Origin of the sequence: Caballeronia sp. LZ034LL, assembly GCF_031451215.1 — a bacterium.
Classification (GTDB): domain Bacteria; phylum Pseudomonadota; class Gammaproteobacteria; order Burkholderiales; family Burkholderiaceae; genus Caballeronia.
The window spans coordinates 89,048-111,360 of sequence record NZ_JARUXR010000004.1; the positions used below are offsets into that span (position 1 = coordinate 89,048).

At 63.3% G+C, this 22,313-nt stretch carries 20 protein-coding genes; 11 read left to right on the forward strand and 9 right to left on the reverse strand.

Translation table 11 applies throughout. The features are described from left to right. The first annotated feature begins 457 nt into the window (after positions 1 to 457). Positions 458 to 1,453, forward strand: a complete 996-nt coding sequence (locus tag QCE83_RS27785) for a GlxA family transcriptional regulator (protein WP_309818912.1) — start codon at positions 458 to 460, stop codon at positions 1,451 to 1,453. Between the two features lie 3 nt (positions 1,454 to 1,456). Here the strand turns inward: QCE83_RS27785 and QCE83_RS27790 are convergent, their stop codons facing one another. Both QCE83_RS27790 and fdhA read right to left on the reverse strand, forming a co-directional pair. Further along, positions 1,457 to 1,987, reverse strand: a complete 531-nt coding sequence (locus tag QCE83_RS27790) for a GNAT family N-acetyltransferase (RefSeq protein ID WP_309818914.1) — start codon at positions 1,985 to 1,987, stop codon at positions 1,457 to 1,459. A gap of 64 nt (positions 1,988 to 2,051) precedes the next feature. Then, positions 2,052 to 3,248, reverse strand: coding sequence for a formaldehyde dehydrogenase, glutathione-independent (gene fdhA, locus QCE83_RS27795; RefSeq protein ID WP_309818915.1), 1,197 nt, complete (start codon positions 3,246 to 3,248; stop codon positions 2,052 to 2,054). A gap of 239 nt (positions 3,249 to 3,487) precedes the next feature. On the opposite strand from fdhA, the gene betI reads away from it, so the two are divergent. The 4 genes from betI (at position 3,488) to QCE83_RS27815 (ending at position 10,788) form a co-directional block, all read left to right on the forward strand. Then, positions 3,488 to 4,075: a transcriptional regulator BetI gene (gene betI, locus QCE83_RS27800; RefSeq protein ID WP_309818917.1), complete on the forward strand. Its 588-nt coding sequence runs from the start codon at positions 3,488 to 3,490 to the stop codon at positions 4,073 to 4,075. A 26-nt stretch (positions 4,076 to 4,101) separates the two neighbouring features. Beyond that, complete coding sequence (gene betB, locus QCE83_RS27805; RefSeq protein ID WP_309818918.1) at positions 4,102 to 5,571, forward strand: betaine-aldehyde dehydrogenase; 1,470 nt, start codon at positions 4,102 to 4,104, stop codon at positions 5,569 to 5,571. Positions 5,572 to 5,582: 11 nt separating this feature from the next. After that, positions 5,583 to 7,277 (forward strand): choline dehydrogenase, encoded by a 1,695-nt coding sequence (gene betA / locus QCE83_RS27810; RefSeq protein WP_309818920.1) that lies wholly within the window; start codon positions 5,583 to 5,585, stop codon positions 7,275 to 7,277. A gap of 127 nt (positions 7,278 to 7,404) precedes the next feature. Then, positions 7,405 to 10,788, forward strand: coding sequence for a hypothetical protein (locus QCE83_RS27815; protein WP_309818922.1), 3,384 nt, complete (start codon positions 7,405 to 7,407; stop codon positions 10,786 to 10,788). 22 nt (positions 10,789 to 10,810) lie between these two features. On the opposite strand, the gene QCE83_RS27820 is transcribed toward QCE83_RS27815, so the two are convergent. From QCE83_RS27820 to QCE83_RS27850, 7 genes are read right to left on the reverse strand one after another with little or no spacing between them, the layout of a single operon-like run. Beyond that, entirely contained in the window at positions 10,811 to 11,074 is a 264-nt protein-coding gene (locus QCE83_RS27820) for a hypothetical protein (protein ID WP_309818923.1), read from the reverse strand. Continuing rightward, positions 11,071 to 11,508 carry a dihydroneopterin aldolase gene (locus QCE83_RS27825; protein WP_309818925.1) on the reverse strand — a complete coding sequence of 146 codons (438 nt, stop codon included), beginning with the start codon at positions 11,506 to 11,508 and terminating at the stop codon, positions 11,071 to 11,073. Before QCE83_RS27825 ends, QCE83_RS27820 begins: the two co-directional genes overlap by 4 nt. Beyond that, complete coding sequence (locus tag QCE83_RS27830) at positions 11,505 to 12,167, reverse strand: sarcosine oxidase subunit gamma (protein WP_309818927.1); 663 nt, start codon at positions 12,165 to 12,167, stop codon at positions 11,505 to 11,507. Before QCE83_RS27830 ends, QCE83_RS27825 begins: the two co-directional genes overlap by 4 nt. Further along, a complete protein-coding gene (locus QCE83_RS27835) occupies positions 12,157 to 15,159 on the reverse strand; it encodes a sarcosine oxidase subunit alpha family protein (protein ID WP_309818929.1) in 3,003 nt (1,000 codons plus the stop codon). Before QCE83_RS27835 ends, QCE83_RS27830 begins: the two co-directional genes overlap by 11 nt. Continuing rightward, complete coding sequence (locus tag QCE83_RS27840; protein WP_309818931.1) at positions 15,156 to 15,455, reverse strand: sarcosine oxidase subunit delta; 300 nt, start codon at positions 15,453 to 15,455, stop codon at positions 15,156 to 15,158. The genes QCE83_RS27835 and QCE83_RS27840 overlap by 4 nt, the downstream gene beginning before the upstream one ends. A 33-nt stretch (positions 15,456 to 15,488) precedes the next feature. Beyond that, a complete protein-coding gene (locus tag QCE83_RS27845) occupies positions 15,489 to 16,733 on the reverse strand; it encodes a sarcosine oxidase subunit beta family protein (protein WP_309818933.1) in 1,245 nt (414 codons plus the stop codon). Positions 16,734 to 16,776: 43 nt separating this feature from the next. Next, on the reverse strand, positions 16,777 to 18,171 hold the full coding sequence (locus QCE83_RS27850) for an L-serine ammonia-lyase (RefSeq protein WP_309818935.1): 1,395 nt from the start codon (positions 18,169 to 18,171) through the stop codon (positions 16,777 to 16,779). A gap of 262 nt (positions 18,172 to 18,433) precedes the next feature. Here QCE83_RS27850 and QCE83_RS27855 point away from each other — a divergent pair, with 262 nt between their 5' ends. The 6 genes from QCE83_RS27855 to QCE83_RS27880 all read left to right on the forward strand — a co-directional run bounded on the left by QCE83_RS27855 (position 18,434) and on the right by QCE83_RS27880 (position 22,165). Beyond that, positions 18,434 to 19,522, forward strand: coding sequence for a GlxA family transcriptional regulator (locus QCE83_RS27855; RefSeq protein WP_309818937.1), 1,089 nt, complete (start codon positions 18,434 to 18,436; stop codon positions 19,520 to 19,522). A 60-nt stretch (positions 19,523 to 19,582) separates the two neighbouring features. Continuing rightward, positions 19,583 to 20,350, forward strand: coding sequence for a class II aldolase/adducin family protein (locus QCE83_RS27860; protein ID WP_309818939.1), 768 nt, complete (start codon positions 19,583 to 19,585; stop codon positions 20,348 to 20,350). A gap of 152 nt (positions 20,351 to 20,502) precedes the next feature. Beyond that, positions 20,503 to 20,982: a DUF2778 domain-containing protein gene (locus QCE83_RS27865; protein WP_309818941.1), complete on the forward strand. Its 480-nt coding sequence runs from the start codon at positions 20,503 to 20,505 to the stop codon at positions 20,980 to 20,982. After that, a complete protein-coding gene (locus QCE83_RS27870; RefSeq protein WP_309818943.1) occupies positions 20,979 to 21,293 on the forward strand; it encodes a hypothetical protein in 315 nt (104 codons plus the stop codon). Before QCE83_RS27865 ends, QCE83_RS27870 begins: the two co-directional genes overlap by 4 nt. 111 nt (positions 21,294 to 21,404) lie before the next feature. After that, positions 21,405 to 21,863, forward strand: coding sequence for a DUF3592 domain-containing protein (locus QCE83_RS27875; RefSeq protein ID WP_309818945.1), 459 nt, complete (start codon positions 21,405 to 21,407; stop codon positions 21,861 to 21,863). 5 nt (positions 21,864 to 21,868) lie between these two features. Beyond that, positions 21,869 to 22,165: a hypothetical protein gene (locus QCE83_RS27880; RefSeq protein WP_309818947.1), complete on the forward strand. Its 297-nt coding sequence runs from the start codon at positions 21,869 to 21,871 to the stop codon at positions 22,163 to 22,165. Positions 22,166 to 22,313 lie beyond the last annotated feature (148 nt).

Here is a 22,313-nt window from a genome sequence, read left to right on the forward strand (position 1 = left end):
AAGAGTCGGGTTCGACATGGAAGGGTCCGTGGGGTCAGGAAGGACGGTCTTTTCGATCAGGTCTGGCGCGGCTTTGAGCCGGTCTCGCCGCCTTCATTCGTTGCGTCTATTCTTGACTTTCGCCCCGTCGGTCAATTTACGAATTTAGACGTGTTCTTGGCGTTTTCCGACATCGACGTCTGTTTTCGACAAGTGGCGATTCAAGATTCGGTGTAGCTCTTCGAACGGCAGTGCTTGCTGCACTGCGACGGCACGATCGTGCGCTGGAGCGGTGCGCGCCTTTGCCCGTCAGGCCCCGCGTCAGTGCGCAGGTGCGATCAAGCATGACCGATGCCTTGAGCCGCTCAGGGTTTAGCCTGATGGCATGGTAGTTGCAATCGAAACCAAAATTGCGAAAGTGGCAAAGCGCCGCGTCTGACGGCGCCAATCAAACAGATTCGAAGGAATCAGTTCTCACATGTCCCCCGATCGCACGGCGTCGCTGTCGCACTTCGCGTTCATGCCGCTTCCCAACTTCACGATGATCGCTTTCACCAACGCGATCGAAGTGCTGCGCATGGCGAACTATCTGACGGGGCAGCCGCTGTATCGCTGGTCGATCGTCAGTCCGGACGGCGGCCCAGTGACCGCGAGCAATGGACTCTCCGTCGATACCGGTCCGGTGGAATGCGTCGGTCAACCGGACATCGTCTTCGTAGTCGGCGGCATCGACGTGCAGCGCGCCACCACCACCGAACACCTGTCCGCGCTGCGCCGCTTCGCGCGCACCGGCAGCGTGCTCGGATCGCTCTGCACCGGCACCTACGCACTTGCCCGCGCCGGGCTGCTTGCCGGCTATGCATGCGCGATCCACTGGGAGAACATGTCGGCGCTCAAGGAAGAGTTTCCCGACACGCGCTTTCTCAAGGAACTGTTCGTCATCGATCGCGACCGCGTCACCTGCACCGGCGGCGTCGCGCCGCTCGACATGATGCTCAACCTCATTGCCGCGCGGGTCGGCACGGCGCGCGTGACGCAGATCGCGGAGCAGTTCATCGTCGAACACGTGCGCGATACCAGCGCGCAGCAGCGCATGCCGCTGGTGGCGCGGCTCGGATCGGCCAACAAGTCGCTCTTCGAAGTGATCTCGCTGATGGAGAACAACATCGAAGAGCCTTTGTCGCGGGAAGAACTGGCGCGGCTCGCCGGGATGTCGCAGCGTCAGTTGCAGCGCCTGTTCCGCGAGCATCTCGGCATGACGCCGACGCATTACTATCTGACGCTGCGCCTGCGCCGCGCGCGCGAACTTCTGCTGCAGACCGACATGTCCATCATGCACATCACGATGGCGTGCGGCTTTCAATCAGCCTGCCATTTTTCGAAGAGCTATCGCGACGCGTTCGGCACCGCGCCGACCCGGGAGCGCCGCAAGCAGGTGCCGCCGCTTTCGTCGGTTGCGGCGATGGTTGCCTGACGTTCAGATGTGCATGCGCAGGCGCGTTTCGCAGACCTCGCAACCGCCCACCCGCTCCGTGCGGAACACGCCATCCAGCGTAAAGCCCAGCGCCTTGTAGAAGCGCAGGCCGCGCGCATTTTCCTCCAGCGCCCAGAGCGTCACCTGCCGATAGCCCTCGCTCGCGGCAGCGTTCACCGCTTCTTCGATCAGCATCCTGCCCGCGCCTTGCCGCCAGTGCGGCGGGTCGATATAGACGGCCTCGATTTCCGCATCCGTGCGGTTCTTGTCGTAGTCACGCGAAGCGCCCCACGCGATCCAGCCGAGCGTGACGTCGTTGCGCTGCGCCAGCATCACGCGCGGCATGCCGCGCGCGATCAGTTCAGACCATAGCGCCTGGCGCCGCGGCACCGAAAGCGAGGCGAGGAACTCAGCAGGGAAAATGGACCGGTAGGCGACTTGCCACGCGTTGACGTGGATGCGCGCGATCTCCGCCGCATCGGCAGCGAGCGCGAGACGGACGGAGAGCGCAGTGCGGAGATAGTCGGCGGTCATACATTGAGTATGCCGCCGTTTCGGGAGGAAAGCTCTAACTGATACGGCCTTCTCAGCGGGTGTCTCAGGCCGCCTTCAGCAGCCCATGCGGATCGATGACGAATTTGCGCGGTGCACCACCGTCGAACTTGCGATAGCCGTCAGGCGCGTCGTCGAGCGTCACCACTGAAACGTTCACGATGTCCGCAATCGGCAGACGGTCCCACAGGATGGCTTGCATCAGATTGCGGTTGTACTTCATCACCGGCGTCTGCCCCGTGTGGAACGAATGCGACTTCGCCCAGCCCAGGCCGAAGCGAATGCTCAGGCTGCCCTTTCGCGCGGCGGCATCCACGGCGCCCGGATCGTCCGTGACATAAAGGCCCGGAATGCCGATCGCGCCCGCCGCCTTGGTGATCTCCATCAGCGAGTTGAGCACCGTGGCCGGCGCTTCGTGGCCGCTGTCCGAGCCATGACCGTGCGCCTCGAAGCCGACGCAATCGACCGCGCAATCCACTTCAGGCTTGCCGAGCAGCTGCTCGATCTGCTCGCCGAGCGTGGCGTCCTTAGAGAGATTGATGGTCTCGAAGCCCATCTTGCGCGCATGCGCGAGACGCTCCTCGTTCATGTCGCCGACGATCGTGCATGCGGCGCCCAGGATGCGCGCCGAAGCCGCCGCCGCCATGCCCACCGGACCGGCGCCCGCGATATACACCGTCGAACCCGGGCCGACCCCGGCCATCACGGCGCCGTGATAACCCGTCGGAAGAATGTCGGAGAGACAGGTGAGGTCGCGGATCTTGGACATGGCCTGATCCTTGTCCGGAAACTTCAGCAGATTGAAGTCGGCGTACGGCACCATCACATACTCGGCCTGCCCGCCAATCCAGCCGCCCATGTCGACATAACCGTAAGCACCGCCCGCGCGCGACGGATTCACGTTCAGGCACACGCCCGTATGCTGCGCCTTGCAGGTCGGGCAACGGCCGCAGGCCACATTGAACGGCACGGAAACCAGGTCGCCGATGGCGAGCGTCTCGACATCGCGGCCCACCTCGATCACTTCGCCCGTGATCTCGTGGCCGAGCACGAGGCCGACCGGCGCGGTCGTGCGGCCCCGCACCATGTGCTGATCCGAGCCGCAGATATTGGTGGTGACGACGCGCAGGATGACGCCATGGCCGATGTCGCGGCCGCGTGGATCGACCATCTTCGGATAGTCGATGGATTGCACTTCGACCTTGCCCTGCCCCAGATATACGACACCGCGATTGCTGCTCATTGATCGTCTCCATGTTTCGTGGACGGCTCGCGCGACGTCCGTGCATGCACCTTTTCGGTCCATCGCGCCCGTGCATCGAGGGTAGCGCCGCTAGCACACGGCGACTGTCATTCAATGCGACGCGCGTTTGACTGAATCCGACATCGCCGCCCCAGAACGTTCCGTTCCGGTTTTTATTGATTGACCGTTCAAAATAAAAAACCTACCATCGGCGCACGATACTGACTGGAAAGCCCGTCATGCCCAAGCTCGGAATGCGCGAGATTCGCCGCGCGCAATTGATCGACGCCACGCTGCACACCATCGACCAGTCCGGTCTGGCGGGAGCCACGCTGGCCTCCGTCGCGCAGCGCGCCAGCATCTCGACGGGCATCGTGAGCCACTATTTCGGCGACAAGGACGGGCTGCTCGAAGCCACCATGCGCCACGTGCTGCGCGCGCTGTGGCAAGGCACGGCGCGCCGTCGAAAGACCGCGAAGCCCGACCCGCGTTCGAAGTTGCGGGCCGTGGTCGCGGCGAATTTCGACGTCGAACAGGTGAACGGCCCGGTCATGAAAACGTGGCTGGCATTCTGGTCGGAAAGCATGCACAAGACCGAACTGAAACGGCTGCAATACGTCAACACGCGGCGTCTCCATTCCAATCTGTGCGCCGACTTTTCCCGGGCGCTGCCGAAGCCCGCCGCACGGCGCGCGGCAAGCGGCCTGGCCGCGCTGATCGACGGACTGTGGCTGCGCGGCGCGCTCGCCGGCGAGCCGTTCGACACGAAGGCGGCGCTGCGCCTGGCTTACGACTACATCGATCTCGTGCTGGACGCGCGCGGTTGACCTCACTCTATTTGAAGGAGCGCGACATGTCGGCTTTCGGAGAGCAACGGCTTTACATCGGCGGCGCCTACGTCGATGCAACCAGCGGCGAAACCTTCGACACGCTCGATCCCGCCAACGGCGAGTTGCTCGCCCGCGTGCAGCAGGCTTCGCAAGCGGATATCGACCGTGCGGTGCGCAGCGCGCACGAGGGTCAGCGTGAATGGGCCGCGCTGACCGCGATGCAGCGCTCGCGCATCCTGCGGCGCGCCGTCGACCTTCTGCGCGCCCGCAACGACGAACTCGCCGCGCTCGAAACGCGCGACACCGGCAAGCCCATTGCGGAGACGCGCAACGTGGATATCGTCACGGGCGCGGACGTCATCGAGTACTACGCGGGACTGGCCACGGCCATCGAAGGCGAGCAGATTCCGTTGCGCGAGTCGTCGTTCGTCTATACACGGCGCGAACCGCTCGGCGTGTGCGCGGGCATCGGCGCGTGGAACTATCCCATTCAGATCGCGTGCTGGAAATCGGCGCCGGCGCTGGCGGCGGGCAACGCGATGATCTTCAAGCCGAGCGAAGTCACGCCGCTGAGCGCGTTGAAGCTTGCGGAAATCTATACCGGGGCGGGCGTGCCCGCGGGCGTCTTCAACGTCGTGCAGGGCGATGGACGCGTCGGCGCGATGCTGGCGGAACATGCGGGCATCGAGAAGATTTCGTTCACGGGCGGCGTCGAGACGGGCAAGAAGGTCATGGCGCGCGCGGGTGGATCGACGCTCAAGGAAGTGACGATGGAACTGGGCGGCAAGTCGCCGCTCATCGTGTTCGACGACGCCCATCTCGAACGCGCAACGGACATCGCAATGAGCGCCAACTTCTTCAGCTCCGGACAGGTGTGTACGAACGGCACGCGTGTGTTCGTCCAGCGCGGCGTGATGGAAGCGTTCGAGGCGCTGCTGCTGGAACGTGTGAAGCGCATCCGCATCGGCGCGCCTGATGATCCGCAGACGAACTTCGGTCCGCTTGCCAGCGCAGCGCAGTTGCAGAAGGTGCTGGGTTTCATCGAGAGCGGCAAGCGCGAAGGCGCGCGGCTCGTTGCGGGCGGCGCGCGTTTGACCGAAGGCATCTTCGCGCAAGGCCAGTACGTCCAGCCAACCGTGTTCGCCGATTGCCGCGACGACATGCGCATCGTGCGCGAGGAAATCTTCGGCCCGGTGCTGAGCCTGCTTGCCTTCGACGACGAAGACGAAGTGATCGCCCGTGCCAACGACACCGACTACGGTCTCGCAGCGGGCGTCGTGACGGAGAATCTGTCGCGCGCGCATCGCGTGATCCATCGGCTTCAGGCGGGTATCTGCTGGATCAACACCTGGGGCGAGTCGCCGGCGGAAATGCCGGTCGGCGGCTACAAGCAGTCGGGGATCGGCCGCGAGAACGGCATCGCGACGCTCAACGCCTACACGCGCATCAAGTCCGTGCAGGTGGAGCTCGGTCCCTATCAGCCCGTGTTTTAAGGAGCTCTACGATGAGCGCGAACGAATACGACTACATCGTCGTCGGCGCGGGATCGGCGGGCAATGTGCTCGCCGCGCGTCTCACCGAGGACGCGGACGTGACCGTGCTGCTGCTGGAAGCGGGCGGCCCCGATCATCGCTTCGATTTCCGCACGCAGATGCCCGCGGCACTGGCGTATCCGCTGCAAGGGCGGCGCTATAACTGGGCGTATGAAACCGAGCCCGAGCCGCACATGAACAACCGCCGCATGGAATGCGGTCGCGGCAAAGGCCTGGGAGGGTCGTCGCTCATCAACGGCATGTGCTATATCCGCGGCAATGCGCTCGATTACGACAACTGGGCCTCGATGCCCGGCCTGGACAACTGGAGCTATCTCGACTGCCTGCCCTATTTCCGCAAGGCGGAGACACGCGACATCGGGCCGAATGCGTATCACGGCGGCGACGGCCCCGTGCACGTGACGACGAGCAAGCCCGGCAACAACCCGCTGTTTGCCGCGATGGTCGATGCAGGCGTGCAGGCGGGCTATCCGCGCACTGAAGATCTCAACGGTTATCAGCAGGAAGGCTTCGGTCCGATGGACCGCACCGTGACCGCGAAGGGAAGGCGCGCCAGCACCGCGCGCGGCTATCTCGACCGCGCGAAACCGCGCGGCAATCTGACGATCGTGACGCACGCAACCACTGACCGCGTGCTGTTCTCGGGCAAGCGGGCGATCGGCGTCGCCTATCTGCATCGCGGCGAACGCGTGACCGCGCATGTGCGCCGCGAAGTGCTCGTGTGCAGCGGCGCGATTGCCTCGCCCCAGTTGCTGCAACGCTCGGGCGTCGGACGGCCCGACTGGCTGAAGCCGCTGGAGATTCCGCTGGTGCATGATCTGCCGGGCGTCGGTGCGAATCTTCAGGATCACCTCGAGATGTACATGCAGTACGAATGCAAGGAGCCTGTGTCGCTGTATCCGGCGTTGCAGTGGTGGAACCAGCCGGCCATCGGGCTCGAATGGATGTTGAACGGCACGGGCATCGGCGCGAGCAACCAGTTCGAAGCGGGCGGCTTCATCCGCACGCGCGACGATGATTCATGGCCGAACATCCAGTATCACTTCCTGCCGGTCGCGATCAACTACAACGGCTCGAACCCGATCCGCATGCACGGCTTTCAGGCGCATGTCGGCTCGATGCGTTCTCCGAGCCGGGGCCATGTGAAGCTCAAGTCGCGCGATCCGCACGCGCATCCGGGCATCCTGTTCAACTACATGGCCGATCCGCTCGACTGGCGCGAGTTCCGCGACGCCATTCGCATCACGCGCGAGATCATGCGCCAGCCGGCTCTCGAACGATACCGGGGCCGTGAGCTGCATCCGTCCGACGACCTGAAGAGCGACGCGGAACTCGATGCCTTCGTGCGCGCGAAAGCGGAGACGGCGTATCACCCGTCATGCTCGTGCAAGATGGGCTACGACGAAATGGCGGTCGTGGATGGCGAAGGCCGCGTGCATGGCATGCAGGGCCTGCGGGTCGTGGATGCGTCGATCATGCCGCAGATCACGACCGGCAATCTCAATGCGCCGACCATCATGCTGGCGGAGAAGATCGCGGATCGCATCCGGGGCATCGAGCCGCTGGCGCGGGTCGAGACGCCTTACTTCGTGGCAGGTGGAAAACGAGCGCGGGCGGCGCAGGCGCTGGATCTGGCCGGACATTGATCGAGCCAGGTGAGGTTCGTCGTACTGCGGTACGACCGGGCACGATTCGCTGCGGTTTTTAATGGAACACGCGAAGGGCGGGCGCATCGCTGCTCCCGCCCGACAACTCAATGCCCGAGAGTGTTCCATGTCAGTCAGTTCCGTCGGCAGTCGGTCCGGCGATACAGCATCGCCAACCGATTCGTCAGATTCCAGTACGACGCAGCCCGTTCAAGACGCGCCGCAGCCTGCGCCTAAGCCAGAGAAACCGGACGACAAGGACACGGGCGTCCAGGCCGACGAACCGCGCACGCCATCCATTCCGACCCAGCTTTCGGTCGACCCGCCGACCGACTCCACGCCTTCGCCTGACGCCACGGCGCCGGCTTCCGATACATCGAAGCAGGACGACACCATCCTCCAGGGCGCCACCGCCGACGAACTCGAACGTCTCAACGAGACCTACGACCGCGACAACAACGCGTCCTGGCGCAATCAGGAAAACGCCGCCAGCGCGCGCGAGCTCAACAGCATCAACATGACGGGCCGCCCCGACTACGCCAAGGCTTTCCAGAATCAGTTGCCCGGCCTTCAGGCGCAGATCGCCGACATGCCCGACGACGCCCAGCGCGAACAGAACCTGGCCCAGCTCTCGATGTTCAGTACGGCGTTCGAGAACACCGCCGATCCCGGTCAGCGCGCCACCATCGTCAAGCAGTTCGAGTCGTTCCGCCAGGCAGTGTCCGAAGAGCATGAGAACACCCAGGCCGATCCCGTCAAGCACGCCGAGTCGATCTTCACGGCGCCCTTCGGCAGCGGCTATCTCGATGCCGACGGCAAGCGCGGCGTCGAGCGTCTGGATAATCTGCGCGACAATTTCGAGAGCGCCACCACGTCCGCGGAGCGCGAAAGCGCGATGAATCAGGCCACCGCGCTCAAGCGTGTTCTGCAGTCAAAGATCGCCGACCGCATTTACGACGAGGTCGATGCAGCGAGAGGCGCCCGCCAGAAGACCTTCGGCGAGGTGATCCAGCGCATGAAGGATGCCTCCGGCATGACCGTCTTCGGCACGCGCGACGACTCACCTGCGCGGCTGGAATACTTCGGCGCGCTGCTTCAGGACGAACAGCACGCGCTCGCCTTCACCGAACTGATGAAGATGAGTCCGGAGGGCTTCAGCAAGCTCAAGGAATGGGAGGACCGCACCCGCCACCTGGATGCCGACGCGGAGCAAGCCGAGCGAAGTCATCTGTTTCACCGCTTCGAGTTGCCGCCTTTCTCCAGCTTTTCCGATGTCCTCAAGAACCCGCCCCTGCCCAACGATGACTACGGCAAGAACCTAATGTCCGGGTATCAATGGGCACAGCGCCGGCTCGTGGCCGCAGAGCGACGCATCAGCGTGCAAGGCAAGACCGACATGGACCCGCAGCGTCGCGAATACCTCGCAGCGTATTCACCGCCTCCGCCCGAATGGCAGCAGCAACTCGAAGAGGCGTTCTGCCGCTTGACCGTCGGCGCCATGCCCGTGGCGAGCCTTTTTACCAACTCGATCTGCCCGCACAGCCATCTGAACGACACCGCTCGCACGTTCATCGATATCGGTGCAGGGGTGCTGGGCACGGCGCTGGGCTACAAGATGCCCGACGTCGACATCGTCGGTCCGGCGATCAAGGGCGGCATGTCGAAGGCCGGTGCACTGCTCGACCTGTTGCGCAAGCCCGGGGCCGTCAAGGCGGCGGCCTCCGGCGCGGAGGAGGTCGCCCAGGCCGCCTCTTCCGCCAAGGCGCCGCCGCTCAGCGAACTCGACTCTGCCAGCGCGCATATCAACGGCGAGCAGCCCTTACCCACGTCTTATCAGTACGAGGCCCCGATCACCCAATCCACGCCGGGCAGCGCGCCCGGTGTCATGGTCGACCAGCAAGGCCAGAACTTCATCACGATGGACGGTCAGCCTTTCGCGGTCAAGTACGACAAGGACAACGGCACCTGGCGCGTCTACGACCGCAACAATCCGTGGCGGCCATCGTTTCCGGTTCGGGTCAATGAAGAGGGCGTCTGGGAGCCCCACTCGGATACCGGGCTTGCCGGCGGTGCTCCGCCTCTACCAGCCGAAAAGAGGCAAGCCATCCTGGACGATCTGAGACAGCATCCCTACTCTTCGCAGAGACAGATTGCCCTCCGGAACAATGTAAGCAAGAGTGTGGTAGGCAAGATTGCGAAAGCGAACGACATGGAACAGCGGGGACTCGGACAGCAATGGCAAGCACGCGTGAACCAGCTGACCCCGGATGTCCGGTCGAGAATCACCGAGTCGCTGGCGGCCCATCCCTATCAATACGCGGAGATCGCCCAACAGTTCGACACCACGCCCGGCGTCGTGAAATGGCTGGCCAAAGGCGCGCCGGAGAACCTGTCGTTAAAGACGACCGCCGAAGCGATCAAGACCGAACTCGCCGACTTTCCCGGGCTGGATCATGGAGAGTTGGCCAACCGGTTCAATGTGACTCGCGAAGAGGTCAACGCGATCGCTGCACTTCCGCAAGATCCTCCAGGTGGAAATCGGCCACGTCCCTTGAACACGGGTGTAGCGATGCGGCCGGAAGTCGCTCAAATGATATCGGACTACCTGCAGGCACATCCTGATGCAAGCTATGCGAACGTCGCGGCAAAGCTTGCTGTCAGTGAGCAGGCGGTCTCCAACATTGCAACGGAAACTGGACTGACGCGCGCGGCGCCCCGTTACCGTATCTCCAATGAGACGACTGAAGCGATACGGCGTTACGTCGTGGCGCACCCGGATGCCGGCCCGGCAGCCATTGCCCGAGAGTTCGGCATTTCAGCCACTTTCGCGGGAAAAGTCCGACACCGTACTTTGCGGGGGCAAAACTTGCGGCAGGCGGTTGCGACACCCGCAACCATCAGGCATCGCGTGGTGCAGGATCTCCAGACGACATCCTTGTCGTACGTTGAAATTGCCCGGAAAGAAGGAGCAGACGTCGCCACGGTCATCAGGCTCGCCGAAGAACGCGGATTGGACCGGCCCATGGCCCCTGCCGCAGAAGGCGCGCCGCCGCATGAAGCGGCTGAGGGCGCACCAGCCGCGACGCATGCCACCGAAATGGCGCCGCCCGGCCTCACGGAAGCCAACCAGGCCGACATCCGCAATTTCATGGAGAACTGGGTCACGCCCGAATACATCGCGCAGATGCTCGGGCTGGATGAAAACCTCGTCACCCAGTACGTGCATAACCTCGCGCCGAATTACGCGACCACCGGCTACTTCTCTGTGAATCCCGCGCCGGTGGAGCACAACGTCCGGTGGCAAGAATCTTCACCCGAACAGCCCGGCTCGTCCGCGCAGTCAACGGCGCCGATGCTGACCCGGCAGGATCAGGCAACCGTCGAGATGCTCATGGGAGACAGCTATCAGTTCCCGCTGCAATCCATCGCGGACTGGATACAGCAGCCCATAGAAACGGTACGGGCCTACATCCAGTCGGTCAACCCGGCGTATTTACACGCACACGATTGATCGAGCGCACACGGCGCCCGCATCACATATCGAACCGCGCGCGTGCCGTCGCGGCAATGCTCATCAACGCGTCCACGCTGAGCCGCGCCGCGATCGCCTTCACATAGTCGTGATGGCGGCTTTGCAGCGGCGCATCGAGATATTGCGCATGCAGGTAGCGAATCAGCGCGATCCGCCGATGCTTCAGCGCAATGCTGCGGTCGAGCAACGCGAGCGCCGCATCCGCATCGTGCTTCTTGAAGGCACGTGCGGACAGCTGTGCGGCGGCATCGCGCGACGGATTCATGGCGTCGCGAATTCACGCGCGGCGCTACGCAACCGCCACGCCTCATGATCCGCGCGACGCCAGTCCAGTTCCAGCCCGAGACGTTTCGTGCCCGGGCGAATCTTCGGCTTGTGCAGCGTGAGCGTCAGGGCATCGAGCGCGGGCCATTCATCGAACGAGAGCGCGGCAATCTCCACGGCCAACGTTTCGAGCAGGCGCGTATGCGGCTTCGTTTCGAGAAACGCGCTCACGCGATTGCACCACGCTTCGTAGTCGATGAGGCCATCGTCCGATTCATCCGGCATCGCGCGGTAATGCAGGCTCGCATCGATGCAGACAGGCTGCGGTCCTTCATGTTCATGCTCGTAGAGACCGACGCGCGTCTGCACGATCAACTCGTCGACCACGACGCGCCAGCCTCGTCCGCCCATCTCCAGCGGCTCGAACGGCTTCATGAAAGCAGCGGCTCGGCGGCGTCGAGCATGATCTTCACGAAGTAGTCCGCGAAGCTGCGGCGCACGATCAGTTCGAAGCGGTCGCCGCCCAGCGGCACCAGCGTCAGCGATGCCTTGAAGAAGTGGCTCTGCGCGCACTGGCCTTCGCCGAACAGCTTCGGATGCAGATCGAGCGGACAGCCGCGCGACAGCACTTCGCGTGTCTTCGGGCCATCGATATCGAGCACCGTGTAGCCGCTGCCGATATCCACCGCCGCCGAGAACTGGCCGACGAACGCTTCACGCAGCTTCGCTTCGAGCGGCGCGGGACGCGAGGCGTCGTGAGCGGCGTCGGAATGCACGAGCCATTCGTCGGGACCGAGCCACAGCATCGTGTAGCCATTGCCGCGCGCGACGGTGTTCGGCTTCTCGGGCGGCGTGCAGCCGAGCACGTTCTGCACGGCCTTTACAAAACTCGCGTCGCGCGTATCGCCACGCACGTTCACGAGTTCGAGGAAGGGCCGTTCGGTGAGTCGGAACGCCTTTGGCGAGCCGCCCTGATGCGCCTTGAGCAGCGCATCGGCGCCGACGAGCGGGGATTCCTGCCAGGTACCGCTCAGTCCTTGTGCGCCGATGGCACGATCGACGACCGCAGCGCCCGTTTTGATCTCATTCAACATGCTGACGTGCTCCTTCGCTGTCGTAGAACACCGAACTGGTGATTTTTGCCTTCACTTGCTTGCCGCTCGCGAGCGGGATCAGGACCGATTCGCCCATCTTGTCGAGACCGCCCTTCACCACGGCCAGCGCGATCGAACGCTTCAGGATCGGGCTGTAGTAGCTCGACGTCACGTGGCCGAGCATCGGCGCAGTGTCGCCCTGGAACGGGCCTGCCACGATCTGCGCGCCTTCCGGCAGCACATATTGCGGGTCGTCGGTCAGCAGGCCGACGAACTGCTTGCGCCCCTGCTTCGCCGTGTCCGAACGCGTCAGCGAACGCTTGCCGATGAAGTCCTTCGACTTCGCGACCAGACCGCCCATGCCGAGGTCGTAGGGCGTCATCGAGCCGTCCGTATCCTGGCCGACGATGATGTAGCCCTTCTCCGCGCGCAGCACGTGCATGGTTTCCGTGCCATACGGCGTGATGTCGAACTCGGCGCCCGCTTCCATCAGCGCTTCCCACACCGCGCGTCCGACGTTCGCCGGCACGTTGACTTCATAGGCGAGCTCGCCCGAGAAGCTGATGCGCATGATGCGCGCCGCCGCGCCCGCCACCGTGCCGTCGCGATAGCTCATGAACGGGAACGCCGCGTTGGCGAAGTCCACGTCGTGGCAGACCTTCTGCAGCACCTTGCGGCTGTTCGGTCCGACGACGGCAAAGGTCGCCCAATGGTCCGTCACCGATGCGAGCCGCACGCGCATGTCGGGCCATTCAGTCTGCAGCCAGCGTTCGAGCCACGTCAGCACGCGCGCCGCGCCGCCGGTCGTGGTCGTCATCATGTAGTGCTGTTCGCCGAGGCGCACGGTGACGCCGTCGTCGAAGATCATGCCGTTTTCATCAAGCATCAGGCCGTAGCGGCATTTGCCCACTTCGAGCTTGCTCCACGGGTTCGTGTACATCCAGTTGAGCAGCTTCGCGGCATCCGGACCCTGGATGTCGATCTTGCCGAGCGTCGACGCATCGAGAATGCCCACGCTCTCGCGCGTCGCGAGCGACTCGCGCGCCACGGCCGCATGCATGTCCTCGCCCGCCTTCGGGTAGTACCACGGACGCTTCCAGTTGCCGACATCCTCGAACATCGCGCCGTTCTCGACGTGCCACTCGTGAATGGCGGTCTTGCGCACCGGATCGAGAAACTCGCCCAGCTCGCGGCCCGCGAACGTGCCGAACGTCACGGGCGTGTAGTTCGGGCGGAAGGTCGTCGTGCCGGTTTCGGGAATGGTCTTGTTCAGCGCCTGCGCGAGAATCGCCATGCCGTTGATGTTGCCGAGCTTGCCCTGGTCGGTGCCGAAGCCCATCGCCGTATAGCGCTTCACGTGCTCGACCGACTCGAAGCCTTCGCGTGCGGCGAGATAGATGTCCGCCGCAGACACGTCGTTCTGGTAGTCGACGAACTGCTTCGGACCGCGCGTCGCCAGCTCCTTGTTGCCGACGATCCACAGCGGCAGCATCGGCGCCTCGACGATCTCGGCTACCTGCACCGGCTGCGGCTTCGCGACGATATGGCCCGCCGCGCGCGCCGCATCCGCACCCGCCTCGACGCCAAACCGAAGGCCGCGCGCCAGCGAGAACTCGCCCGCGCATGCGCCGACGCTGCTCTCCGCCTGCATCGCCTTGCCCGGCACGAAGCACGCTTTTTCGTCGTGCCAGTGGGCCTTGCCGCCCGACTGCGCGAACAGGTGCAGCACCGGACTCCAGCCGCCCGACATGGCGACCAGATCGCACGGCAGGTTTTCCTGCTTCTGCCCGACCTGTCCGTTCGCGTAGGCCGCGACTTCCACCGACGCGACGCGCAGCTTGCCGTGCGCGGCCGTGATCACCGCGTTGTTCATCACGCGGATGCCTTGGCGGCGTGCGGCCGCCGGCAGCGTGCCCTTCGATTCGGCCGCGCGCGGATCCACCACGGTCACGGCAGCGCCGGCCGCCTTGAGGTCGAGTGCGCACTGATAGGCGTCGTCGTTGTTGGCGAACACCACCGCGTTGCGGCCCGGCAGCACCGCGTAGCGATGCAGATACGTCGACACCGCCGACGCCAGCATGATGCCCGGCAGGTCGTTGTTGCCGAACACGATCGGACGCTCGTGCGCGCCGGTGGCGAGAACCACGCGCTTCGCGCGGACCTTCCACATCAGTTCGCGCGTGCCCTTGCGGGTCGAGACCGGCAGATGCTCGGTCAGACGCTGCGTGATCGTGACGAGGTTGTGGTCCTGATAACCGAACGCCGTGCTGCGCGACAGGATCTTCACGTCGGGCATGCGGCGCAGTTCGGCTTCGACCTTCTGCACCCATTGCAGCGCGGGCTTGCCGTCGATCTCCGCGCGGCACGACAGCAGCGAGCCGCCGAGTTCGCGCTGGTCGTCGACCAGGATCACGCGCGCGCCGGAAAGACCCGCCGCATGCGCCGCCGCCAGACCCGACGGTCCGCCGCCGATCACGAGCACGTCGCAATGCGCGAAGCACTTGTCGTAGCGGTCGGCATCGAGTTGCTTCGGCGCTTCGCCGAGGCCCGCTGCGTCGCGAATCACTTCTTCATACTTCGGCCAGAACTTGCGCGGCCACATGAAGGTCTTGTAGTAGAAGCCCGCCGGAATGAAGCGCGCGATCTTCTGATTGACCGCCATGCGATCGTTCTCGATGTTCGGCTTCGCGTTCACGCTCTTGGCGACGAGCCCCTGATACAGCTCGACTTCAGTGGCGCGCGCGTTCGGCACCGTGTAGGCGCCGGTTTCGAGCTGCACGACGGCATTCGGCTCTTCCACGCCCGCCGTGATGATGCCGCGCGGACGGTGGTACTTCCAGCTGCGCGCGACGAAGCGTTCGCCGCTGGCGAGCAGCGCGGAAGCGAGCGTGTCGCCTTCGTAGCCCTGATAGGTCTTGCCGTTGAACGTGAAGGTCAGCGTAATGGCGCGGTTGATGCGCCCGCCCAGGCCGAGTCGGTCTTTCTGGCTCATTTCGACTGTGCTCCGTTGTCATTCATCACAGCCAGCGGACGGTCGAACGTCTCGTAGCCCTGAATCTCGTATGAAACCGTATCGCGCTGCACCTTGAACCAACGGCGGCAGCCTTGTGCGTGCATCCATTGCTCGCGCGCCGTGCCGCGCGGGTTCTTGCGCATGAAGAGGTAGTCGCCCCATTCGCGGTCGGTGAGCTTTTCGGTGTCGAGCGGACGCGCGATGTCCGCTTCGCCGCCGCAGGAGAATTCGGTTTCGGCGCGTGGCCCGCACCAGGGGCATTCGATCAGCAACATGGTTCTTTCCTCGTGTGCGGCTCAGTGTCCGGATTAGTGAGCCACGGCAGCCGCGCCGTGTTCGTCGATCAGATGGCCGGTATAGAACCGGTCCAGCGAGAAGGCTGCGTTCAGCGCATGCGGTTCGTCGCGCGCGATGGTGTGCGCATACGCCCAGCCCGAGCCCGGCGTCGCCTTGAAGCCGCCCGTGCCCCAGCCGCAGTTGAAGTACAGGCCCTTGACGTCAGTCTTGGAGATGATCGGGCAGGCGTCCGGCGAGACATCGACGATGCCGCCCCACTGGCGGTTCATGCGCACGCGCGAGAACACCGGGAACATCTCGACGATCGCCTCCAGCGTGCCTTCGATGATATGGAAGCTGCCGCGCTGGCCGAAGCCCGTGTACTGGTCCACGCCCGCGCCGATCACGAGATCGCCCTTGTCGGACTGGCTGATGTACGCGTGCACCGCGTTCGACATCACCACCGTGTTCACCACCGGCTTGATCGGCTCGGATACGAGCGCCTGCAACGGATGGCTTTCGAGGGGCAGGCGCACGCCGGCCATGTCGGCCAGTGAAGTCGTGTTGCCCGCCGCGACCACCGCGACCTTCTTCGCCTTGATGAAACCCTTGGTCGTATCGACGCCTGTCACCTGGTTGCCTTCGCGGCGAATGCCCACGACCTGGCAGTTCTGGATGATGTCCACGCCCGCACGGTCCGCGCCGCGCGCGAAGCCCCAGGCCACGGCATCGTGACGGGCGACGCCGCCGCGCCGTTGAATGGACGCGCCCAGCACCGGATAGCGGCTGTTGAGGTTGATGGTCGGCTCGATTTCCTTGATCTGCTGCGGCGTCAGGAACTCGGCATCGACGCCGTTGAGGCGGTTCGCGTTCACGCGGCGCTCGGTGTCGCGCACGTCCTGCAGCGTATGCGCCAGGTTCATCACGCCGCGCTGCGAGAACATCACGTTGTAGTTGAGGTCCTGCGAGAGACCTTCCCAGAGCTTCATCGCCTTTTCGTAGAGCGCGGCGGATTCGTCCCACAGGTAGTTGGAACGCACGATGGTCGTGTTGCGCGCCGTATTGCCGCCGCCGATCCAGCCCTTCTCCAGGATCGCGACATTCGTGATGCCGTGTTCCTTCGCGAGGTAATACGCGGTCGCGAGACCATGACCGCCGCCGCCGACGATCACCACGTCGTACTCGCGCTTCGGCTCCGGACTTCTCCACTGGCGTTCCCAGTTCTCGTGATACGACATGCCGTTGCGCAGCAGGCTGAATATCGAGTAGCGGCTCATGGTGTTTCCTTCTTCGTGCGGGGTGTTATGCGTTGAATCAGAATCAGCATTCGATGACGTTCACGGCCAGGCCGCCGCGCGACGTCTCCTTGTATTTCGTCTTCATGTCGGCGCCGGTTTCGCGCATCGTCTTGATGACCGAGTCGAGCGACACGTAGTGCGTGCCGTCGCCTTTCATGGCCATGCGCGCGGCGTTGAGCGCCTTGATCGCGCCCATCGCGTTGCGTTCGATGCACGGAATCTGCACGAGCCCGCCCACCGGATCGCAGGTCATGCCGAGGTTGTGTTCCATGCCGATTTCGGCGGCGTTCTCGACCTGCGCGGGCGTGCCGCCCATGACCGCGGCGAGCGCGGCGGCGGCCATCGAGCACGCGACGCCCACTTCGCCCTGGCAGCCCACTTCCGCGCCGGAGATCGACGCCGTTTCCTTGTAGATGATGCCGATGGCCGCAGCCGTCAGCAGAAAGCGCACGATGCCTTCGTCGTTCGCGCCGTGCATGAACTTCACGTAGTAGTGCAGCACGGCGGGAATCACGCCGGCGGCGCCGTTGGTCGGCGCGGTGACGACGCGGCCACCCGCGGCGTTTTCCTCGTTCACGGCCATTGCGTAGAGATTGACCCAGTCGAGCATCGACAGCGGATCGCGCAGCGACTCTTCCGAGCGCGAGCGCAGCGACGCGGACAGGTCCGCCGCGCGGCGCTTCACGTGCATCGGACCGGGCAGCTCGCCGCGCTCCTTGCAGCCGCGCTCGACGCACGCGGCCATCACGCGCCACACGGCCAGCATGCCTTCGCGCACTTCGGCTTCGCTGCGGCTCGCGCATTCGTTCTGCATCGTCACTTCGGCGATGGAGAGACCGGTTTCACGGCAGACGCGCATGAGATCGTCGCCGGTGCGGAACGGATGCGGCACCGTGCCGCCCGCGCGCAGGCCGTTGACGCGATCGCCCTCGCGATTCACGACGAAGCCGCCGCCGACCGAGTAATACTCCTTCTCGACGAGCAACTGGCCGTTGTCGTCGAACGCCTGGAAGCGCATGCCGTTCGGATGCACGATGCTCGAACCGGGCGCGCCCGGCATCAGCTTGCGATAGAAGCCGATGTGCTCGCGCTCCTCGAACATCACTTCGTGCTTGCCGAGCAGCATCAGGCGCTTGCTCTTGCGGATGGCGTCGAGGCGCGGCGCGATCACGTCGGGATCGATCAGATCGGGCAGATTGCCTTCGAGGCCGAGCAGCACGGCCTTGTCAGTGCCGTGGCCCTTGCCGGTCGCGCCGAGCGAACCGAACAACTCGACGCGCACTCGCGTGACGAAGGCGAGCAGATTGGCGTCCTCGATGTGGGACGCGAACCGGCACGCCGCGATCATCGGTCCGACGGTATGCGAGCTCGACGGTCCGATGCCGATCTTGAACAGATCGAAGACGCTGACGTTCATGAGCGAGTCCCTTTGCTTGGCTTTGACTGGGCGCGGCGCGACGGGCGCGTGCGTGCTTTCGGTATGGCGCTCATTGCACCAAACCGCAAAAAGACTCGATAGAACAAAAACGCCGTCGAAATGGGATGGCGGCGTCAGCGCGCGTGCATCGGTGTAATCCCTAGGTTCCGGAGCGGCCTGCGCGTTTTCTGACGCGGGTGCCGCGCGCCGCGCGCGAGTGATATGCTCGCCGGATAACTTCGAGCCGCCGCACGTCACGCGCATGAACCCCGCAGAGTCCCTTCCACCGCTGTCCATCGACGGTCAATCGAAATCGCGTATCCGCTTCGGCATCATCCTGCTGCCGAACTTCACGCTGACCGCGTTCTCCGGTTTCGTCGACCTGTTGCGCCTCTCCGCCGACGAAGGCGACTTCAGCCGCCCGGTGCGCTGCTCCTGGAGCGTGATCGGCGAGACGCTGGCGCCGGTCCGCGCAAGCTGCGGCATCCAGATCACGCCGTGGGAAACCTATGAGCAAGCCGAGCCGTTCGACTACGTGGTGGTGGTCGGCGGCCTGCTGCATTCCGGTCCGGCGACGAGCGATGCCACGCTGCAGTTCATCCGCCGCGCAGCCGCGGCGGATGCGACCATCGTCGGCATGTGTACGGGCGTGTTCTCGATGATGCGCGCCGGCGTGCTCGAAGGACACCGCATCTGCGTGAGCTGGTTTCACTACTGGGACTTCGTCGAGCGCTTTCCGCATGCGGATGAACAGGCGCTGGTCGCGGACCGGCTGTTCGTGATCGACCGGCGGCGCATCACGTGTTCGGGCGGGCGCGCTTCCATCGACGTGGCCGCGGCCATTCTGCTGCGCCACTTCGAGACGGCGACGGTGCAAAAGGCGTTGCGCATCCTGCTCGTCGACGACATGCAGAAAGGCAACGCGCCGCAGCCGCATCCGCCCGGTCTCGCGCCGGCGACGCATCCGAAAGTCAAACGTGCGATCCTGCTGATGGAACAGCACGTCGGGCGTTCGTTGACGCTGGACGAACTGGCCCACAAGCTCGACATGTCGACGCGCCAGCTCGAGCGTCTTTTCAAGGCGGAGACGGGCAAGGCGCCGCAAGCGTATGCGAAGCAGGTGCGGCTGCGCACGGCGGCATGGCTGCTGACGAGTTCGGACAAGACGGTGGCCGATATCGCGTCGAGCTGCGGCTTCTCGGATGCCTCGCATCTCGGCCGCGAGTTTCGCAAGCAGTTCGGCGTGCCGCCGATGATGTATCGCGAGCAAGGCGGTTCACAGAACGCGGAGGCCGCCGAGCAATCGATGGATTACGACGAGACTTTCCCGGGCCGCGCCCAGGCGCTGTAGAGCGCCGTCAGAGTACTTGGTTCACGTTTTCCGCGGCTCATCACACCAAGGAGGAACGGCATGGCGACTCACGGATACTCGCAGGAAGAATGGCAGGTACGTTGCGATCTTGCGGCGCTCTATCGCGTGATCGGGCATTTTCGCTGGACCGACATGATCTTCACGCACATCAGTGCGCGCGTGCCGGGATCGGACCATCACTTTCTGATCAACCGCTATGGCGTGCTGTTCGACGAGATGCGCGCGTCGGACCTGGTGCGCATCGACAGCGAAGGACGGCCGGTCGAGCCCGGCGCCCGCGACGACCCGGAGCGCTATCGCGTGAACCCGGCGGGCTTCACGATTCATTCGGCCATTCACATGGCGCGTCACGATGTGGCGTGCGTCGTGCATACGCACACGGCGGCGGGTGCGGGGGTATCGGCACAGAAGCGCGGCCTGCTGCCGATCAGCCAGCATGCGTTGAAGTATTACGGGCATCTGGCTTATCACGACTATGAAGGGATTGCGCTGGATCTGGCCGAGCGGGATCGGCTGGTGAATGATCTGGGTTCGCATAACGCGATGATCCTGCGCAATCATGGATTGCTGACCTGCGGGAAGTCGATTCCGGAGGCGTTTCAGGAGATGTATTTTCTTGAACGGGCTTGTGAGATTCAACTCCGGGCGCTGGCGGGAGGCGGGGAATTGAACTGGCCTTCGGAGAAGGTTTGCGAAGTGACGGCTTCGCAATATCGGAGGGATGAATCGGAGGGGATTACGCGCATGCAGTGGGAAGCGGCGTTGAGGATGATTGAAGGTGGGGCGAGGACGGATTATCGGAGTTAGGGCGATTTGCTTGTTGTTGATGGCAGTCTTATATGCCCTCGATTTTGTTGATCGGGGGCATTTTTGTTTTACAAAATGCCATGCATTGGAAGACGGGATAGCGGTACTGTTTGGTTTCTTCTTGTGTTCGCTCACATTTGAGGAGCCTGCGGATGCCGGTATGGTGCACTTTCACGCTCAATGGCAAGGAAACTTCAACGCTCGTGTGTGATGGCTATGGAACTGTCGAGGCGTTTTCTGGCAGGCTGGAAGGTCGCGACAATCCGCAGCTAAGCGACAGGCCCCGAATCGGACCAATACCACCTGGAGTCTACTACCTGATCGACCGTCAATCCGGGGGCACGCTCGGCTTCGCGCGTGACTGGATCGCCGAAGCTATGGGCTCGACCGATCACTCGAAATGGTTCGCGCTTTGGAATCCTCGAACTGGCGACACCACGATGATAAACGGCATAAAGCGTGGGCTTTTCCGGCTTCACCCGGCTGGCGATCGCAGACTCAGCGAAGGTTGTATCACCGTCGTCAATTCTGCTGAATTTGAATATCTTCAACGTTTCATCCGGAAGACGCCCGGACAGATTCAGATTCCCGGCACGACCCTTAATTCATATGGCACGGTTGAAGTGAGATGAGGCGAGTTCTGTTCAGGGTCACACTGGCTTTGATTTTTATCGGCCTCACTTATCGCGCGGGCATCTGGCTGGCGGTCTTCATCATCCGGCAAACGCCAGAGATGCCAGACTGGCTGGATGACACCATTCGCTTCGGGATTGAGCTTACGCATTCGGACGTCAGCGATCCCGAAGATATATCCACAATCGCCAACTTGGCTACGTTCGTGGCCAGCTGGATTGTGGTGGGGGTTATGTTGAGTGCAGCCTATGTGCTGGCTTGCAGATTCTGGCGTCGCAGGCGGCAACGCAAGGGAGCGACTACAAGCTGAGGAGGATTACCAACTTTGAGGGGTTTCAGGTGAGGCGGATTGCGTGCTGCTCGTGGCAATCCGTACCCTCCCTTCTGTTGATCGTAGGCCTTTTTTGATTTACAACCTTCCATGTTTCGCGAAGCTTGGAGACAGCATTTTCGACTATACCCTGTGTATGCTCGGGTCGGACGCAGCGTGACAACAAGACGTCTTCGATTCGGGCCATTGCTTGCGGGAGCAGTCGTATTGCTCATACAACTGCCATTTCTACATCCGGAAATCGACTGGTATCGGCATTCGCAAACTGCTGAGGGCGTGGTGCTTCGTCTGCGCGCGGGAAATCATAAGCCCGACGTTGCATTTACCACCGTCACCGGCGAGCGCCTTTCGGTCGCGGGAAGCAGTACGTGGCGCAAGTTCCAGGTAGGCGACAGAGTAACCATGCGCTACGACACGAGATCACCCGCACTCGCCCGAATCGACGGCATATTCAATCTCTGGGGCTGGCACGTCTTCCTCACTGCGCTGGCGTTGTGCGCTTTTACGAAAGGGATTGCGGATGTCAGTGAAAAAAAGAGACTCGAATAAGCGGCATGAAGAGAAGGCGCACTCTAAAGACGATAGGCTTGATTTCGCTATGGTTCTTTCTTTCCTACAAGTTGGGCATCTTCCTTCTCCGTTATATCGACGCCCATATTGAAGCGTGCCCGGAATGGATCGAACGGAGCGTGCGTTTTGCACTCGATTCATTCGGCTACAGTGATGTGCGGGATCCGGAAACCGTCGGCTCCGCTTGCGGCCTGTTCGCGCTCGTGCTCTGCCGCATTTTCGTGGCAATGACCTTGCTACTTATTTTTCGATCGATTGTTCGAGTCATTCAGAATAGTTGATAAGCCAGACTTCCCATGCGTATTGGTGCACTCTAGTTGCCGACTGATTTGAAACCGTGCGCCGAAACAGCAAATCGCCGATGATGACTGTCAGCTCCTAATAAGTGTTGCCGTTGGTAGCATTAGACACGTGTCATTTCTCGATTTA

Bases quoted from the DNA above. Each gene is read 5' to 3' on its own strand.
- QCE83_RS27785 (WP_309818912.1), top strand. From the start codon at position 458: ATGTCCCCCGATCGCACGGCGTCGCTGTCGCACTTCGCGTTCATGCCG.
- QCE83_RS27790 (WP_309818914.1), bottom strand. From the start codon at position 1,987: ATGACCGCCGACTATCTCCGCACTGCGCTCTCCGTCCGTCTCGCGCTC.
- fdhA (WP_309818915.1), bottom strand. From the start codon at position 3,248: ATGAGCAGCAATCGCGGTGTCGTATATCTGGGGCAGGGCAAGGTCGAA.
- betI (WP_309818917.1), top strand. From the start codon at position 3,488: ATGCCCAAGCTCGGAATGCGCGAGATTCGCCGCGCGCAATTGATCGAC.
- betB (WP_309818918.1), top strand. From the start codon at position 4,102: ATGTCGGCTTTCGGAGAGCAACGGCTTTACATCGGCGGCGCCTACGTC.
- betA (WP_309818920.1), top strand. From the start codon at position 5,583: ATGAGCGCGAACGAATACGACTACATCGTCGTCGGCGCGGGATCGGCG.
- QCE83_RS27815 (WP_309818922.1), top strand. From the start codon at position 7,405: ATGTCAGTCAGTTCCGTCGGCAGTCGGTCCGGCGATACAGCATCGCCA.
- QCE83_RS27820 (WP_309818923.1), bottom strand. From the start codon at position 11,074: ATGAATCCGTCGCGCGATGCCGCCGCACAGCTGTCCGCACGTGCCTTC.
- QCE83_RS27825 (WP_309818925.1), bottom strand. From the start codon at position 11,508: ATGAAGCCGTTCGAGCCGCTGGAGATGGGCGGACGAGGCTGGCGCGTC.
- QCE83_RS27830 (WP_309818927.1), bottom strand. From the start codon at position 12,167: ATGTTGAATGAGATCAAAACGGGCGCTGCGGTCGTCGATCGTGCCATC.
- QCE83_RS27835 (WP_309818929.1), bottom strand. From the start codon at position 15,159: ATGAGCCAGAAAGACCGACTCGGCCTGGGCGGGCGCATCAACCGCGCC.
- QCE83_RS27840 (WP_309818931.1), bottom strand. From the start codon at position 15,455: ATGTTGCTGATCGAATGCCCCTGGTGCGGGCCACGCGCCGAAACCGAA.
- QCE83_RS27845 (WP_309818933.1), bottom strand. From the start codon at position 16,733: ATGAGCCGCTACTCGATATTCAGCCTGCTGCGCAACGGCATGTCGTAT.
- QCE83_RS27850 (WP_309818935.1), bottom strand. From the start codon at position 18,171: ATGAACGTCAGCGTCTTCGATCTGTTCAAGATCGGCATCGGACCGTCG.
- QCE83_RS27855 (WP_309818937.1), top strand. From the start codon at position 18,434: ATGAACCCCGCAGAGTCCCTTCCACCGCTGTCCATCGACGGTCAATCG.
- QCE83_RS27860 (WP_309818939.1), top strand. From the start codon at position 19,583: ATGGCGACTCACGGATACTCGCAGGAAGAATGGCAGGTACGTTGCGAT.
- QCE83_RS27865 (WP_309818941.1), top strand. From the start codon at position 20,503: ATGCCGGTATGGTGCACTTTCACGCTCAATGGCAAGGAAACTTCAACG.
- QCE83_RS27870 (WP_309818943.1), top strand. From the start codon at position 20,979: ATGAGGCGAGTTCTGTTCAGGGTCACACTGGCTTTGATTTTTATCGGC.
- QCE83_RS27875 (WP_309818945.1), top strand. From the start codon at position 21,405: ATGTTTCGCGAAGCTTGGAGACAGCATTTTCGACTATACCCTGTGTAT.
- QCE83_RS27880 (WP_309818947.1), top strand. From the start codon at position 21,869: ATGAAGAGAAGGCGCACTCTAAAGACGATAGGCTTGATTTCGCTATGG.